The organism is Streptomyces sp. NPDC006925 (assembly GCF_042869575.1).
Classification (GTDB): Bacteria; Actinomycetota; Actinomycetes; order Streptomycetales; family Streptomycetaceae; genus Streptomyces.
In genome coordinates, this window is sequence record NZ_JBIAGB010000019.1 from 76565 (window position 1) to 92555 (window position 15991).

Consider the following 15991-nt stretch of genomic DNA (forward strand, 5'->3'; position numbering starts at 1 on the left):
CCCGGGAGTCGGTCTCGCCTCCCCGGCCGCCCGCGGACCGCGGCGGACCGGCGGACTGCGGCGGCCAGGGGACGGGACGGGCTCGCCCGGTGGCGTCAGCGGCCATGGCGGCCCGGCGCGGCCTACGGTCGTCCAGTAGCCCTCCCCCGCAGCCCCCGGAGAACGACATGACGCAGATCCTTTTCGTGCTCACCGGCGCCCGGCACTGGACGCTCGCCGACGGCACCCAGCACCCCACCGGCTTCTGGGCCGACGAGGCCGTCACCCCCTACGAGGCGTTCACCACGGTGGGCCACGAGGTCGTCGTCGCCACCCCCGGCGGAGTCGTGCCCGCCGTCGACGAGGCCAGTCTGTCCGCCGACGCGAACGGCGGACAGGACAACGCCGACCGGGTCGCGGCCGGACTGGAGTCCTTCACCGCGCTGGGCCACCCGCTGAGCATCGAGGACGTGCGCATCGACAGCGCCGGCGGCCCGGCCGGATTCGACGCCGTCTTCTACCCGGGCGGGCACGGCCCGATGGAGGACCTGGCGACCGACTCGGACTCCGGCACCCTGCTGGTACGCACCCTCGCCTCCGGCAGGCCGCTCGGCGTGGTCTGCCACGGCCCCGCCGCGCTGCTGGCCGCCCAGACCCAGGAAGGCGCCAACGCCGTGCACGGCTATCGGCTCACCGGCTTCACCAACGCCGAGGAGCGCATGACGGGACTGGCCGACAAGGCCAAGTGGCTGCTCCAGGACCGGCTGGTCGAGGCCGGGGCGCACTTCGACGCGGGCGAACCGTGGGCCCCGCACGTGGTGGTCGACCACAACCTGGTGACCGGTCAGAACCCCGCGTCGGCCGGTCCGGTGGCCGCCGAGCTGATCAAGATGCTCGGCTGAGCCCGCACCCCCGGCACCCCCGGCCCCGGGCTCCGGCCGCGCGCGAGGTGCGGCGCCGCCGGACCGGCGGCGCGGGCGCACGGCTCGCCGCCGCGGGACAGTGCAGGAAACGCCGCACGGTCTCCGGGCGGAGGACGACACGGGTCCGGTCCGCGCCAGGATCGCGGCAAGCTGGTCGGCACGGACCGGGTCGTCGAGCTCCCCGTGGCGGGCAGCCAGACGGACGCACAGATCGTGCGCCACGTCGGGTCCCACCGTGGTGCGGCCGGTGACCGACAGCCGGCGCTCCCGCTCCCCCACCGGCGCCGCGACGACGAGCGAGGCGCCAGGATCGCGGCGCAGTCGGCGCACCTTGAGCGAGTCCGGGGCGGTGAACAGCCGGATCGCCCGGCGGCGAGCCCCGGCCCGGTGGGCCGCCCGGCGGGACCCGGTGGTCGGCGACGCGCTGCGCCTGCTGCACGCCGACCCGGCAGCACCGTGGACGGTCACCGGGCCGGCCGAGCGCACCGGTGTGTCGCGCTCGACGCCGGCCAAGCGGTTCGCCGACCTGGTCGGCGAACCGCCCCTGACCTACCTCACCCACTGGCACCTGGCCCTCGCCGCCGACCTCCTGGTCGAGCCGGGGACCGCAACCGTGGCGGACATCGCCCGCACCGTCGGTACGCCGACCGGTTCGGCTTCAGCGCGGCGTTCAACCGCGCCCGGGGCGTCGACCCGAGCGGGTTCCGGCACGTCGCGGCCGCGGCCCTCCCGGTGGATCCACGGCCCGGAGCGGAGCGCACCGCCCCGGTCGGCCCGAACGCCTGAGCCCGGGGCGGGTCACGGCCGGAGCACCCGTCGGATCGGCCCACCGCACGCCGGGGTGCGGGAGGCCCTCAGGCCGTCTTCCCCGGGCTGCCGTGCCAGTCCACGCACATCACCAGCGCGTCGTCCTGAAGCGGCGCCTCGCCGCGGTAGGTCGACAGTTCCCGGAGGACCGCGGCGGGGACCAGACCGGCGGGCAGCAGCCGGTGCCCCGGCAGCGAGCGGGCGAGCGCGCGCTCGCCGTACTTCTCGCCCCGGTCCGGCGCCGCCTCCCCCGCCGGGGCCGAGGGCGTGTCGTAGACGCCGTCACTGCCGATCAGCAGGCGGTCGCCGGGCCGCACCGTGAAGGACTCCTCCACGTAGACCGTGTCCTCGAACATGCCCAGCGGCAACTGGTGGTCGAAGTCGACAGCCGCCACGTCACGGCCCCGTATCCGCCACATCCGCGGGGAGCCCGCGTCCACGACCGCCACCCGGCCGGTCGACAGCTCGAACCGCAGCAGCAGCACGGACACGTAGGCCGCGCCCCGGTACTGCGCGTAGACCGCCTGGTCGGCCAGTGTCGCCTGCCCCGCCAGATCCAGTCCGGCCCGGCGCGCGTTGCGCAGCGCGTTGGTGGCGAGGTTGGTCAGCAGCGCCGCTTCTATGCCCTCGCCCATGCCGTTGGTGACGGCGAGGGTCAGATACCGCTCCGACGCCTCCCAGTCGAAGCTGTCGCCGTGGATGGCGTACGCGGGCTCCAGATGGGCGCCGACCTCGAACTCGTCGCGGACGCAGGTGCGGCCGGGCAGCAGCTGCCACTGCATCTCCGCAGCCAGGGTCAGCCGGGAGGCCCGGCGGGCGAGCAGGAACACGTCCGTGTCCCGCTCGGCGACCAGGATTTCGTGGCCGAGCGCCTCGCACACCTGCCGCAGCACGGGCAGCAGGCCGCCGGGATCGGCCGAGGGCGGCAGCCCGACCGAGAGCGTGCCCAGCCGGTCGCCGCGGAGGGTGACCGGCAGATGGACGACGGCTCCGCCGTCGGACTGCTGGACCGTGAAGGGCTCCTGGGAGCCGAACGCCCGGCCCTGCGGGCTGTCGTGGACGGACACCGGCCCGGTCTCGGCGGCGTGGCCGTCGACCAGCTGCAGCGACTTCATGCCGTAGTCGACCATGCGGAGTTCGACGCGCCCGGCGCCGTACCGGCCGCGCAGTTCCTCGATGACGACCCGGGCGAGCGCGTGCGGCGGTGCGGAGCGCAGCGCCTGCTGCAGGGCGGCGAATCTGTCCACGAGCGGTCCTGGTTCTGTGCGGGGCTGACGATGACCCCGCTGGTACTGGGATCGCACGGGTTCAGCCGTTCCGGAAGAGTCCCGCGAAAGAACCTATCGCAGACACATGCGGACCGGTCCGGCCGCGATCTCCGCCGCGGCGCGTGCCGTCCCACGGGAGGTCCACGTGTCCGGGCTGTGGGACCGGGGCGGCCGGCAGCCGGGCGCGGCGATGAGTTCGCGCTCCGGGCCCGGTCCGTCCTCCGGGAACGCCGGAGCAACGCGCCCGGCGTACGGCACCGAGAGGCGGAACCATGGTGGAGACGAGCGGGAGCAGGCCGGGCGGCACGGCGCCGGACAGCACCGATGCACGGCCGCCGCGGGCGCGGTACGGCGCCGCGTGCGCACCCCGCGCCGCGCCGGGCGAGGGGTCGGACGGCAGCCACAGGGGCCGCGGCGGCCGCGCCCGGCCCGCCACCGTCGGCGGGACCACCGGTCCCGTGTGCCGGGCCGCCGGGACCGCCGCCGACCGCTCCGCCCCCTAGCGCCGTGTTCCACGACCGCGCGCACGGAGACGAACCGGCGGGCCGGGAGGGCGGCGGGAACCGGGACCTTCCGCGGCAGCAGCGGGACCGCGGGGACGAGCGGAACACGGCAGGCGCGGGGTGCGGCGGGGGCTTCGGCGAGGCCGCATACGAGAACGCCGCGCCCGCGGAGGACTCCGCCGTGCGGGCGGCGGAGCTGCTGCGGCGGGCCCTCGGCTATGCGCTGGGCACCGCGCAGCCGGTGACCCCCTCGCTGCTGGATCGGCCGACCCCCTGCGCGCGATGGGACCTGGGCAGGCTGATGGCGCACGCGGACGACTCGCTGCGGGCTCTGCACGAGGGCCTCACGGAGGGCACGGTCGCGCTGTACCCGGAGCCCGGGAACGGCACGGGGGGCCCGGCGGATCCGGCGGATCCGGCGGGTGACGGCGCGGGCGAGGCGGATCCCGCTGCGGCCTTCCGGCTGCGCGCCGCGCGGCTGCTGGGCGTCTGGACCCGCGACGGTCCGCGGCACCGGCCGGTCGCGGTGGCCGGCGCGCCGCTGACGGCGACCGCCCTGGCACTGACGGGCGCGGTGGAGATCGCGGTGCACGGCTGGGACATCGCCCGGGCCACCGGCCGGACCGCGTGCCCCGTTCCCGCGCCGCTGGCGGCGCGGCTGCTGCCGGTGGCCCGGCACCTGGTGCCGCACGCGGAAGCCCGGCGGCCGCTGTTCGGGCCGGAGGTGCACCTCGCGCCCGGCGCCCCGCCCGGGGACCGGCTGCTGGCTCTCCTCGGGCGCGACCCGGGGTGATCCCGGGTGATCCCCGACGGCCGGGGCGTGCCCCGCGTCGGCGGGGCGCCCCGGTCCGGTGGGGCGCCCCGGTCCGGTGGGGTGCACCCCCGGCCGAGGGGCTCCGGCCGGGCGGCCGGTACCGGCCGACCCGTGGCGGGTGGGCGCGTGGCGGGTGGGCGCGTGCCGGGTGGGCGCGTGCCGGGTGGGCCGGTGGGCGGCGGGCGCGTGGACGGCACCGGCTCACTCGGCGAAAAGGCCACGCTCTCCGGCTCGCGTGTCGAACTCCTCCAGGCGTGCCTGCGCGTCCGGCAGCCCGTCGCACATCGCCTCCAGCAGCACCCGGCCCAGCAGCATGGGTGCGCACGCCGTGTCGAAGGCCAGGCCCGTACCGACGGCCGCGGGCAACAGCAGATCCTCGGGGTGGGCGACCGGCGCGAAGGCGCTGTCGGCGACGGTGACGACCGACAGCCCGGCCTCCCGCGCGCTCTCCAGCGCCTCCACCGTCTCGCGCGGGTGACGGGGCAGCGCGAAGCACAGCAGCGTCCGGGCTCCGGCACGTACGCAGCCGTCGATGCGGTCCAGGAGCATGGAGCCGCCCTCGGTGAGCAGCCGGACATCGGGGTGGACCTTGGCCGCGAAGTACGCGAAGCCGGTCGCCTGTGCGGCCGCGGCCCGGAGTCCGAGCACGGGCAACGGGCGGGAGGCGGCCAGCAGCGCACCGGCGCGCTCGACCGGTGCCGGGTCCTCCAGCAGCGCGGCCAGGTGCCGCAGGTTCTCGATCTCGGCGTGTACGGCCTGCTGGTACTCGCTGAGCCCGGTGGACCCCTCGCCCTCCGCGGCGGACTCGCCTTCCGCGGGCGGCTCGCTCTCGCGCAGATGGCGGCGGAGCGCCGGGTAGCCGTCGAAGCCGAGCGCCACCGCGAACCGGGTGACGGAGGGCTGGCTGACTCCGGCCAGCTCGGCGAGTTCGACACTGGAGAGGAACGGGGCGTCGCCCGCCCTGCGGACCATGCAGTGCGCGATGCGGCGCTGGGTCGGGGTCAGCCGGTGCCCTTCGAAGAGCTTCAGCAACCGCGCGCTCGCGCTGCCCATCCCGCACCTCTCATTCAGCCCGCTCCTCCCTTGCATAACCCTATGCAGCAGCGGCCGCCCCGGGCAAGACGGAGCCGCGGCGGGTGCCCGCGGCGAAGGGGGGCTAGCACCACTGCCCGCCGCCCGCGGCGCCCGTAGGCTGGCGGACATGAGCGGAGCCGACCATGAGCTGAGGAAAGAACTCGACGCGACGTTGCAGACGCGCCGGGAACTGGGCCCCGAGTACGAGACCGAACTGCTCGACTCGTTCCTCGAAAAGGTGGAGCAGCGACTCGACACCGTGGTCGACAAGCGAGTGCGGCGCCGGATGGCGGAGGAGCAGATGGTCGCCGCCCGGGGCAGCAGCGTCGGCGCCGCTCCGCAGCCGCGGCCCGCGTCCGGCCTGCCGGACGGGCTCGGCGCCCGGCTGGGCCTGGCGGTGGCCTCCCTGGTGCTGGCGATCCCCCTCTCGGCGATCGCGGTGGCCAACGCCGGCCTGACCGGCCTGGTCACCTGCTGGGCGGGCATCGTCGCGGTGAACGGCCTGCAGGCCAGCCGCTCCTGGTTCTCCCGCGGCGGCAGCACCCGCACCTCCGACTTCGACTGAGCCCGTACCGGCCCCGGGCCGGCCGACTCCCCACGGGCGACTGCTCCCGCGCACCGCGAGACCCCGCCGACGACGACGCCCCGGCCGCCCGGGGCCGGGCGACCGGGGCGGCCCGGGCGGACGGAGCCGCCGCCGGTCATCGGAGGCTCAGCGCCCCGCGAGCACGCGTCAGCGTGCTCAGCGGCCCTCGTGCGCGAGGAAGGCGAGCAGGTCCTGACGGCTCACGACGCCGCTCGGCTTGCCCTCCGCGAGGACGACCGCCGCGTCGGCGCCCTCCAGGACGGCCATCAGGTCGGCCACGCTCTCCCCGGCGCCCACGTGCGGCAGGGGTGAGCTCATGTGCTTCTCCAGCGGGTCCCCGAGGGAGGCGCGCTGCGCGAACAGCGCGTCGAGCAGCTCACGTTCGACGACGGACCCGATCACCTCGGCGGCCATCACGTCCGGGTGCCCGGCGCCGCGCTTGACCACGGGCATCTGCGAGACGCCGTACTCGCGCAGCACCTCGATGGCCTCGCCCACCTTCTCCTCCGGGTGCATGTGCACCAGCGAGGGGATCGGGCCCTCCTTGAAGCGCAGCACCTCGCCGACCCGGGCGCCGGTGCTGCCGCCCTCCTCCAGGAAGCCGTAGTCGTTCATCCACTCGTCGTTGAAGATCTTGCTCAGGTAGCCGCGCCCGCCGTCCGGCAGCAGCACGACCACCAGGTCGTCCGGGCCGAGCCGCTTGGCCACCTCCAGCGCGCCGACCACGGCCATCCCGCAGGACCCGCCGACCAGCAGCCCCTCCTCCTTGGCCAGCCGCCGGGTCATCTGGAAGGAGTCCTTGTCCGAGACGGCCACGATCTCGTCGGTGACGCCGCGGTCGTAGGCGTCCGGCCAGAAGTCCTCACCCACGCCCTCGACCAGGTAGGGACGGCCCGAACCGCCGGAGTAGACCGAGCCCTCGGGGTCGGCGCCCACGATCCGCACCCGGCCGTCGCTGACTTCCTTCAGATAGCGGCCGGTGCCGCTGATGGTGCCGCCGGTGCCGATGCCGGCCACGAAGTGGGTGATCCGGCCGTCGGTCTGCTCCCACAGCTCAGGGCCGGTCGACTCGTGGTGCGAGCGGGGGTTGTTGGGGTTGCTGTACTGGTCGGGCTTCCAGGCGCCCGGGGTTTCGCGCACGAGCCTGTCGGAAACGTTGTAGTAAGAGTCGGGATGTTCGGGATCGACGGCCGTGGGGCAGACCACGACCTCGGCTCCGTAGGCCCGCAGCACATTGATCTTGTCCATGGAGACCTTGTCGGGGCAGACGAAGAGGCACCGGTACCCCTTCTGCTGCGCCACGATGGCCAGTCCGACACCGGTGTTGCCCGAGGTGGGCTCCACGATCACCCCGCCGGGCCGCAGCTCGCCGGACTGCTCTGCCGCCTCGATCATGCGCAGCGCGATCCGGTCCTTCACGGAACCGCCTGGATTGAAGTACTCGACCTTGGCAAGGACGGTGGCCTGGATACCGTCCGTGACACTGTTGAGCTTGAGCAGCGGGGTGTTGCCGACAAGCTCGATCATCGACTCGTGATACTGCACCGTGGTCTCCGCGCGTAGTCGTGGTCGCAGGGCCGCGGGGTCGCGAGCCCGTGCCGACACCTTATGGGGCAACACGTGCACACCCCAGGTGCGTTGCAGGGCGGGCCGCACGGGGCAACACAGTCTTGGAGGTCGCGGACCCCCGGCGTTCGGACAACAGCGCACACACCGGCGCACAACAGCCCCCGAACGCACAGGATCAGGCGCCCGCTCCCTCACGAACGGACGCACCACTGCATGAGCCCATGATCGGGAACTCGGGAGGCGGAAGAGGACAATGCCGATGTCGAAGGCGTCGAGCGCGAGAGTAGCCCGGCGAATCGCGACCGCGGCCGCCTATGGAGGCGGCGGACTCGGCCTGGTCGGTGGAGCGGCGGTCGGGCTGCTCTTCACCGAACTCCAACTGGCGAAACACCATATCGGCGGCTCCGACGACGAGCCACCCAAGGCCGACGGATCGTACGGCAGCGCCTTCGGCAGGCTCTACGACGGGCAGCCGCTGCGCCTCGCCTTCCTCGGCGACTCCACCGCGGCGGGCCAGGGCGTGCACCGGCCCCGCCAGACACCCGGGGCGCTGCTCGCCTCGGCGCTCGCGGCAGTCGCCGAACGCCCCGTCGAACTGCGCAACGTGGCCCTCTCCGGGGCCATGTCCGACGACCTGGAGCGGCAGATCACGCTGCTGCTGAGCGAACGGGACCTGGCCGAGGCGCCGGACGTGTGCGTCATCATGGTCGGCGCCAACGACGTGACCCATCGGATGTCCCCGGCACGCTCGGTCCGCCACCTGTCGGACGCGGTGGCGCGGCTGCGGACGGTGGGCTGCGAGGTGGTGGTCGGCACCTGCCCTGACCTGGGCAGTGTCGAGCCGGTCGGGCAGCCGCTGCGCTGGATCGCCCGGCGGCTCTCGCGCCAGCTCGCCGCGGCCCAGACCATCGCCGTGGTCGAGGAGGGCGGCCGTACGGTCTCGTTGGGCGACCTGCTCGGCCCGGAGTTCTCCGCGAACCCGCGCGAGCTGTTCGGACCCGACAACTACCACCCCTCGGCCGAGGGGTACGCCACTGCGGCGATGGCCGTACTGCCGTCCCTGTGCGCGGCGCTGGGCCTGTGGCCGACGGAGGACGAGCGGCCGGACGCGCGGCGGCGCGAGGGCATCCTCCCGGTGGCGCGGGCCGCCGCGGAGGCTGCGGCAGAGGGCGGTACGGAGGTCGCGGGGATGCGCGGCCCCTGGGCCCTGCTCAAGCACCGGCGCCGGCGGCGGCTGCCGCCTCCCGAGGAGGCGGGACCCAGGTACACCGAGGACCGCGCCGAGGACCGCGCCGAGGACGTCGCCGAGAACCGCTGACCAGGCCGGCGGCCCGCACCGGGACCGTACGTGGACCGTACGGGGACCGGGGCCGGGCCGACGGGGGAACCGGAGCCCGGGCGGACCGGGACCGGGAGCCGGACGGCCCGACGGGGGCCGGAACCGGGGCCGGACCGCGGGCACGCCGGGCACGCTGCGGCGGCGGCCGCGGGGAGCACGGACCGGCTGCGGGCCTTGACCGCGGGACGGAAAAAGCGAACGCTTAGAAGAGGCCCGCATCACATCCCCGGGACCGTGACCCGCACCCTACGGGCGGGTAGCTTCCGCTGCGTAGCCACTCGCCGACCCTCTCTGGAGCCCCTGATGCCCGAAGCAGTGATCGTCTCCGCCGCCCGCTCCCCCATCGGCCGCGCCTTCAAGGGCTCCCTCAAGGACATCCGGCCGGACGACCTGACCGCCGAGATCGTCAGGACGGCACTGGCCAAGGTTCCGGAACTGGACCCGACGGACATCGACGACCTGATGCTGGGCTGCGGACTGCCCGGAGGTGAGCAGGGCCACAACCTCGGGCGCGTCGTCGCCGTGCAGCTGGGCATGGACCACCTGCCGGGCTGCACCGTCACGCGGTACTGCTCCTCGTCCCTGCAGACGACCCGGATGGCGCTGCACGCGATCAAGGCGGGCGAGGGCGACGTGTTCATCTCGGCGGGTGTCGAGGCGGTCTCCCGCTCGGTCAAGGGCTCCTCCGACGGGATGCCCGACACCCACAACCCGCTCTTCGCCGAGGCCGAGGCCCGCACCGCGGCCCGCGCCGAGCAGGGCGGCGAGGGCTGGACCGACCCGCGCACGGAGGCCGGCGTCCCGGACGTCTACATGGCCATGGGCCAGACCGCGGAGAACCTGGCCCGCCACAAGGGCATCACCCGGCGTGAGATGGACGAGTTCGGCGTACGCTCGCAGAACCTCGCCGAGAAGGCTCTCGCGGACGGCTTCTGGGAGCGCGAGATCACTCCCGTCACCACCCCGGACGGCACGGTCGTCAGCAAGGACGACGGGCCGCGTGCGGGCGTCACGCTGGAGGGCGTCGAGGGGCTCAAGCCCGTCTTCCGCCCCGACGGCATGATCACCGCGGGCAACTGCTGCCCGCTCAACGACGGAGCCGCCGCGCTCGTCGTGATGTCCGACACCAAGGCGCGCGAGCTGGGCCTGACGCCGCTGGCCCGGATCGTCTCCACGGGGGTGTCCGGCCTCTCGCCCGAGATCATGGGCTACGGCCCCGTCGAGGCCAGCAAGCAGGCGCTGGCCCGTGCCGGGATGTCGGTCGGCGACATCGACCTGGTGGAGATCAACGAGGCGTTCGCGGCCCAGGTGATCCCCTCCTACCAGGACCTCGGCATCGACCTGGACAAGCTCAACGTCAACGGCGGCGCCATCGCCGTGGGCCACCCGTTCGGCATGACCGGGGCCCGCATCACCACCACGCTGCTCAACTCGCTCCAGTGGCACGACAAGCAGTTCGGCCTCGAGACCATGTGCGTGGGCGGCGGCCAGGGCATGGCCATGGTGCTGGAGCGGCTCGCCTGAACCGGGTGCGGCGGACCGCCGCCGGGGCCGCAGCGGCGCGTCCCGGCGGCGGTCTCGGCGGTCCCGGCGCTCCGCCCGGCGCCCGCTCCGGGCCCGGGGGCCCGGCGCGCGGAGGGCGCCGGGCGCCGGGTATACAGCGGCGAGACCGAAGCGCCCCCAGGATGTGACATATGCCCTGGAGGCACGGTGTTCCCGCAGGTCATGGCGGTACGCGCCAAGCCGGTTCCGGACTTCCCCTGTCCAGTTCGAAGGGATTTGCACTACGGTCGAAGAACCTTGAACAACCTTCGAGCCGACGCTGTTGTAGGAATACAGCGCTGTAGTAGGAATTCAAGGGGCAACGACCGGGGGGAACCGCATCAGGGGACCGAACCGGAACCGGGAGTCAAGTCAGTGAGCGCCATATCCCTCATCCTGCTGTGTGCGGCGACCACGGCCACCGCGCTGGGCGGTGCGGCACTGCACACGGCGCGCGGTCTGCGCGGCCAGTTGACGGCGCTGCGCGCCCAGCTGGAGACAGCACCGGCGGCGGCCCCGGACGCCGCGCTCCCGCGGGCCCGCGACGCGGCCCACCGGGGCGGCGAAGCCGCCTCCGACCCGTCCTCGCCGAGGACCGACGCGTTCTCGCAGGAGATCCGTACCGCCGTCGCCGCCGCGCTGGCCGACGAGCGCGAGCGGGAACTCGCCGAGGCCCGTGCCTTCTGGGCCGCCCAGGAGGCACGCGGCGCGGGCTCCGGAGCGGGCTCGCTGCTGGCCGGGCACGGCACGGAGTACGCGTACGAGGTCGAGGCGGACGGCCTCGCCGGGGAACTCGACGCGCTGCTGGAGACCGACACCGGCGGCCTGTTCATCCCCCGCCAGCCGGGCCCCGAGGACGCAGGCGACGCGGACCCGGCGGCCGACCCCGACTTCGCGACCGGCAGAGACGACGCAGACGACGCGGATCTGGACCTCGCGGACCTGGACCTCGAACTGGACGTGGCCCCCTACGCACGCGCGGACGACGAGCGCGGCGTGGAGGAGTACCGCGGCACCGCGGAGGGGATCTGCTTCCGCGACGGCGACGCCGCTGCGGAGGCCGAGCCCCCGGGCCTGGCCGCGGCCCGCCGCCGCCACCCGTCCCAGCCGGACTACACCCTCGACGGCGAGCCGATCGTGCCCGGGCCCGCACCGGCGCCCGCGGCCCCCACCGTCACGTATCACGAGCGCACCGTCGAGCGGCTGGCCGAACTCGCCGACGCGCGCACCCCGCTGGCCGATGTGCGCCCGGGCCCGCTGGGCACGCTGGACGTCTACGTCTTCGAGGACGGCACGACGGTGTGTCTGGCGCCGGGTCACCGCGCCACGAGCGAGGCGCTGGCCGACGGCGTACGCCGCGGTCAGGCCCCGGTGCTGATGGGCGGCTCCGGCATCGCCGGCTCCTACGCGCTCACCTTCGCCTTCCCCGACGGCAGCACCGCCTACCTGCTGGCGGACCGCGTCATCACACCGCTCTAGCACCCCGCGCGGTGCCGCCCCGCGGGGACAGCGGTGAGCTCTCCAGCAGCTGGAGGGCTTCCCGCAGCGCGGGGTCCGCGAGGTGGGCGGGCGCGGTCTCCAGAGCCGCGACCACGTCGTGTCCCGCGACCGCGAGTTGATCGCCGACGGCGAAGACACCGGCGTCCGGCAGTACCCGCGACATCCCGCCCTCGGGGAATTCGAGGCGCTGGGCCAGCAGGGCCAACTCCCGTGCCAGCGCGAGCCCGTCCGCTGCGGCACCCCGCTTCAGGGTGCTCTGCGGCAGGCTGCGCAGCCGGTCGGCGAACCACTCGACGGCGTCGGTCAGGGGGCGGGTGTCGGGCCTGGGCACGCCCCCAGCATATGCGCCATTGCGTCGCCTCGGGCTTTCCGCACTGTTGCCAACGCACGCGCGCTCAGGCAACGTGTCGGCAAGGACTCACTGCAGAAGCGTCCGGAGGCGCCGATGTCCCAAGTCTTCTCCGAAGAGACCCACCGGAACATGCTGTCCCGCATTCCCCAGTGCACCGGTCGTGAAGTCTCCGAATGGCTCCACGCGGTCGATGAGGGCCCTGCCCTGCTCCGTTTCGAGGAGAAGGTGAGCTGGCTCCGCGGTGAGCACAACCTCGCCTACGGGCACGCCAAAGCGATCATCCACGAACACGACCTGCGGCGCGCCGCGCGCCACCGCTAGGCAGGGCCTCGTTCCCCGGCCTGGACAGACGAAGCGAAGACCCTAGGACACGAAAGAGAGCGCAGTACGCGAAGGACGCGGACACGCCGAGGGCCCGGGAGGTGGTTCACCTCCCGGGCCCTCGCCGAGTCCGCCGCGGGTGCGGCTCCGGCTGCCGCCGGTGCCGCTCAGTCGCCTTGCAGGATGGCGATCAGGCGCAGGAACTCCAGGTAGATCCAGACCAGGGTCAGCGTCAGCCCGAAGGCGGCGAGCCACGCCTCCTCCTTGGGAGCGCCGTAGGCGATGCCGTCCTCGACCTGCTTGAAGTCCAGTGCGAGGAAGAGCGCGCCGAGCACGATGCCGACCACGCCGAAGAGGATGCCCAGGCCGCCGCTGCGGAAGCCGAGCCCGTCACCGCCGCCGAAGACGGCGAAGAGCATGTTGACGGCCATGAGCAGCACGAAGCCGATCGCGGCGGCCATCACGAACCGGTAGAACCGCTGGGTGACGCGGATGACACGGGTCTTGTAGAGCACCAGGACGGCGGTGAAGACCGCCAGCGTGCCGAGCACCGCCTGCATGGCGGCGCCGTCCACGAACTGGTTGACGAAGTTGCTCAGCGCGCCGAGGAAGAGCCCCTCGAACGCGGCGTACGCCAGGATCAGCGCGGGCGAGGCCTTGCGCTTGAACACCTGCACGAACGACAGCACCATGGCGATGAGCCCGGCACCGACGGCGAGCGGCAGCGACAGCCCGGTGATCCAGGCGACGGCTGCCATCGCGATGACGAGGCCGAGGGTCATTCCCGTCCGGGCGACGACGTCGTCGATCGTCATCCGTCCGGCGGACGGCGGTGCGGCCGGGGGCGCGTACGGCTGGCCGGGGGCCTGGGTCTGCTGGCCGTACGGGTTTCCGGCGTAGGGGTTCGTCGCGTACGGGTTCCCGGCCTGCGGCGGCTGCTGCTGAGCGTCGAAACCGGCATAGCCGTTGTTGCGGCTGAACCCCCGTCGCGAGAAGACCGGGTTACTACTCCTCATCTCACTCCTCCATGGCCACACTGCGCGGCCTTGCCGTCCAGCGTAATGCGTTAGCAAAAACAGCACGCTAGTGCAGAGTCAAGAACGAAGGAAAGCTGTCGATTGTTCCACTTCCCTTACAGATCCCCGACCTCACCCGGGCGGGTGCGCGCGGGGGTGCGGCACGCCACTGGCGCACACCCGGCGGGTCAGGAGCGCGTCAGGAGCACCGCACCGGCCAGGACGGCGCCCAGCGCCAGTGCCGCCGCGCCGTGGACGAGCCGGTGCGGGCGGGGCAGCGGCAGCACCCGGTCGGCCGCCAGCCGACCGGGGCCGGTCAGGGCGAGCGCCCCGGCGCCCGCGGTGAGCAGCAGTTCGTACTCCACGCCCTGCGGCGCGAAGAAGCCGCCGCCCCACTTCACCGCGAGCGCGTTGAGCAGGGTGCCGAACACGGCGGCGCCCGCGAGGGGGGTCAGCAGCCCCAGCGCGAGCCCGAGTCCGCCGAGCACCTCGGTGAGCCCGGCCACCAGGGCCATGGTCCGGGCGGCGGGGTAGCCGGAGGACGCGAAGAACTGCGCGGTGCCGTCGAGTCCGCCGCCCTCGAACCAGCCGAACAGCTTCTGGCTGCCGTGTGCCGCCATGGTGAGGCCGACCACGAGGCGCAGCACGAGCAGCCCGGCGTCGTGGCCGGACTGTTCGGTGGGAGCGGCCCCGGCCGCCCCGGAGCCTGTGGAGACGGGGGGTGAGTCGGGGGTCCGGTGGTCGCGGGACGGACTTTCGGTGGTCTCGGGAGCGTGGGGGGACGGCATGAGCGGAGCCTCCTGTGAGCGGTCGGCCGAGGGACGGGACCGACGGGTTGTTCAGGTTGTTCAGATTTGAATGGCTGTCCGTCGACCGTAACAAGGAGATTCGAATTTGAACAACCGAGTAGAATGGACACCATGACCGGAACCAGGTGGCTCGATGAGCGGGAAATGGCGGCCTGGCAAGGCTTCCTGGAAGCCACCAGCCGGGTCTCCCGCCATCTGGAGCAGCAGCTCAAGGAGGACGCGGGACTCTCCCACCCGCACTACGAGATCCTCGTCCGCCTCGCCGCGGCGCCCGACGGCGAGGTCCGGATGACCGACCTGGCAGAAGGGCTGTTCACCTCCAAAAGCGGACTCACCTACCAGGTGGGCCAACTGGAGAAGCGCGGCCTGGTCGAACGGCGCTCCTGCCCCACCGACGTCCGGGGCGTCCTGGCCGCACTCACCCCGGAGGGCCGCGACGTGTTGCGTGCCGCGGCCCCCGGTCATGTGGCCGCCGTGCGGGCCGCCCTGATCGACGTGCTGGAGCCGGACGAGCTCGACGTCGTCGCCCGCGCCCTCGGCCGGGTCGGAAGGCGGCTGCGGCCCCCGGTTCAGGAGGCCGGCAGCTCGGACAGCGGCGGGATCAGCACCTCCTCCTCGTAGTCGAGGTGTGCCTCCAGCTCCGCCGTCATCCGGGCCAGTTCGGACCGGAAGCGGTGCGGGTCGGCCGAGGGCAGCGCGGCCAGCAGCGACTCCAGCTCACCCCGGATCCGCTCGACCGTCCGGTGCTCGGCGCGCAGGCGGGCGAGGGCCGGGGCCAACCGCGGATACTTCTCCTCCAGGACCGGGAAGGCTCCCCGGTCCTCGGACGTGTGATGGACGTGCAGGGACTCGCAGAAGGCCAGGCAGTGCTGCCGGAGCTGGAGCCCGAGCGGGGGCACCCCGGCGCCGTCCGCATCCGGCGCGCGTGTCGCGAAGTACGCCTCCGCCTCGGCCGCCACCCGGCGCAGTTGCCCGCGCAGCCAGGTGTGCACCTCCAGCAGCTTGTCGACGAGGCCGGTGAACGGCGCGTCCGGGTAGGACCGCTCCAGCCGCACCACCGGTAGCTGCCGGTCCGTTCGTGCCTGATAGTCGGCGTATCCGGGCTGCTGCCCGGACACGTAAGCGAACAGCCGTTCGCGCTCGGCCCCCTCGGTGGGCACGGCGACCGCGCCGAACGTGTCGGTCCCCACCTCCACCCGGACCATGGGATGCGCGAGGAGGTTGCGGTACCAGGCGGGGTGCCGGTGCGCACCGCCCGCGGAGGCGACGACGAGCAGCGCGCCGTCCTCGTCGCGGACGAACCCGAGCGGCGAGGTCTGCTCCGTACCGGTACGGGCGCCGGTGCTGGTCAACAGCAGCAGATCGCCCCCGGCGAAGGGCCCGCCGACCTGCCCGGCGTTGGCGCGGAACTCCTCGACGACCGCGCGGTTGAAGTCCGCGACGCGGGGCGGCGTGGACGGGTTGGGTGAAGGGGTCAAGAAAGCAGCTCCTCGGGAAAAGGGCCCCCACGGGAGCGCGCGTACGCCGCGCATACACGCGTACGGGCGCGCCGCGCCCCGGGGAACCGGCGACGCGGACAACCCGCGGCC

15 protein-coding genes are annotated in these 15991 nt (G+C 73.8%); 8 read left to right on the forward strand and 7 right to left on the reverse strand.

Annotated features, from left to right (window positions below; translation table 11 throughout):
- Positions 1–167 precede the first annotated feature (167 nt).
- Positions 168–881, forward strand: coding sequence for a type 1 glutamine amidotransferase domain-containing protein (locus ACFYNS_RS23385; protein WP_360301324.1), 714 nt, complete (start codon positions 168–170; stop codon positions 879–881).
- A gap of 875 nt (positions 882–1756) precedes the next feature.
- On the opposite strand, the gene ACFYNS_RS23390 is transcribed toward ACFYNS_RS23385, so the two are convergent.
- Positions 1757–2956, reverse strand: coding sequence for a PP2C family protein-serine/threonine phosphatase (locus ACFYNS_RS23390; protein ID WP_360301327.1), 1200 nt, complete (start codon positions 2954–2956; stop codon positions 1757–1759).
- Between the two features lie 528 nt (positions 2957–3484).
- Here ACFYNS_RS23390 and ACFYNS_RS23395 point away from each other — a divergent pair.
- Positions 3485–4273 (forward strand): TIGR03086 family metal-binding protein, encoded by a 789-nt coding sequence (locus tag ACFYNS_RS23395; protein WP_388604906.1) that lies wholly within the window; start codon positions 3485–3487, stop codon positions 4271–4273.
- Positions 4274–4495: 222 nt separating this feature from the next.
- On the opposite strand, the gene ACFYNS_RS23400 is transcribed toward ACFYNS_RS23395, so the two are convergent.
- Positions 4496–5347 (reverse strand): MurR/RpiR family transcriptional regulator, encoded by an 852-nt coding sequence (locus tag ACFYNS_RS23400; protein WP_360302695.1) that lies wholly within the window; start codon positions 5345–5347, stop codon positions 4496–4498.
- Between the two features lie 148 nt (positions 5348–5495).
- Between ACFYNS_RS23400 and ACFYNS_RS23405 the strand changes: the two genes are divergently transcribed.
- Positions 5496–5933: a hypothetical protein gene (locus ACFYNS_RS23405; RefSeq protein WP_360302692.1), complete on the forward strand. Its 438-nt coding sequence runs from the start codon at positions 5496–5498 to the stop codon at positions 5931–5933.
- Between the two features lie 177 nt (positions 5934–6110).
- Here ACFYNS_RS23405 and ACFYNS_RS23410 read toward each other — a convergent pair whose 3' ends face one another.
- The gene (locus ACFYNS_RS23410; protein WP_388604908.1) at positions 6111–7499 is read right to left on the reverse strand and encodes a cystathionine beta-synthase; all 1389 of its coding nucleotides are present in this window, start codon (positions 7497–7499) and stop codon (positions 6111–6113) included.
- Positions 7500–7776: 277 nt separating this feature from the next.
- On the opposite strand from ACFYNS_RS23410, the gene ACFYNS_RS23415 reads away from it, so the two are divergent.
- The 3 genes from ACFYNS_RS23415 (at position 7777) to ACFYNS_RS23425 (ending at position 11883) form a co-directional block, all read left to right on the forward strand.
- Positions 7777–8841 carry an SGNH/GDSL hydrolase family protein gene (locus ACFYNS_RS23415; protein ID WP_360302686.1) on the forward strand — a complete coding sequence of 355 codons (1065 nt, stop codon included), beginning with the start codon at positions 7777–7779 and terminating at the stop codon, positions 8839–8841.
- Positions 8842–9165: 324 nt separating this feature from the next.
- A complete protein-coding gene (locus ACFYNS_RS23420) occupies positions 9166–10386 on the forward strand; it encodes an acetyl-CoA C-acetyltransferase (RefSeq protein ID WP_360302683.1) in 1221 nt (406 codons plus the stop codon).
- Positions 10387–10779: 393 nt separating this feature from the next.
- Complete coding sequence (locus ACFYNS_RS23425; RefSeq protein ID WP_388604911.1) at positions 10780–11883, forward strand: hypothetical protein; 1104 nt, start codon at positions 10780–10782, stop codon at positions 11881–11883.
- Here ACFYNS_RS23425 and ACFYNS_RS23430 read toward each other — a convergent pair.
- Complete coding sequence (locus ACFYNS_RS23430; protein ID WP_388604913.1) at positions 11870–12235, reverse strand: hypothetical protein; 366 nt, start codon at positions 12233–12235, stop codon at positions 11870–11872. The two genes, ACFYNS_RS23425 and ACFYNS_RS23430, sit on opposite strands and share 14 nt — an antisense overlap.
- Before the next feature lie 114 nt (positions 12236–12349).
- Between ACFYNS_RS23430 and ACFYNS_RS23435 the strand changes: the two genes are divergently transcribed.
- A complete protein-coding gene (locus ACFYNS_RS23435) occupies positions 12350–12577 on the forward strand; it encodes a DUF4287 domain-containing protein (RefSeq protein ID WP_019356940.1) in 228 nt (75 codons plus the stop codon).
- Between the two features lie 167 nt (positions 12578–12744).
- On the opposite strand, the gene ACFYNS_RS23440 is transcribed toward ACFYNS_RS23435, so the two are convergent.
- Together ACFYNS_RS23440 and ACFYNS_RS23445 are read right to left on the reverse strand one after the other, a co-directional pair.
- Positions 12745–13593 carry a Bax inhibitor-1/YccA family protein gene (locus ACFYNS_RS23440; RefSeq protein ID WP_360294219.1) on the reverse strand — a complete coding sequence of 283 codons (849 nt, stop codon included), beginning with the start codon at positions 13591–13593 and terminating at the stop codon, positions 12745–12747.
- Between the two features lie 188 nt (positions 13594–13781).
- Positions 13782–14381, reverse strand: coding sequence for a DoxX family protein (locus ACFYNS_RS23445; RefSeq protein ID WP_360294217.1), 600 nt, complete (start codon positions 14379–14381; stop codon positions 13782–13784).
- 132 nt (positions 14382–14513) lie between these two features.
- Here ACFYNS_RS23445 and ACFYNS_RS23450 point away from each other — a divergent pair, with 132 nt between their 5' ends.
- On the forward strand, positions 14514–15023 hold the full coding sequence (locus ACFYNS_RS23450) for a MarR family winged helix-turn-helix transcriptional regulator (RefSeq protein ID WP_360294214.1): 510 nt from the start codon (positions 14514–14516) through the stop codon (positions 15021–15023).
- On the opposite strand, the gene ACFYNS_RS23455 is transcribed toward ACFYNS_RS23450, so the two are convergent.
- The gene (locus ACFYNS_RS23455; protein ID WP_360294212.1) at positions 14972–15880 is read right to left on the reverse strand and encodes a nitroreductase/quinone reductase family protein; all 909 of its coding nucleotides are present in this window, start codon (positions 15878–15880) and stop codon (positions 14972–14974) included. The two genes, ACFYNS_RS23450 and ACFYNS_RS23455, sit on opposite strands and share 52 nt — an antisense overlap.
- Positions 15881–15991: the final 111 nt, after the last annotated feature.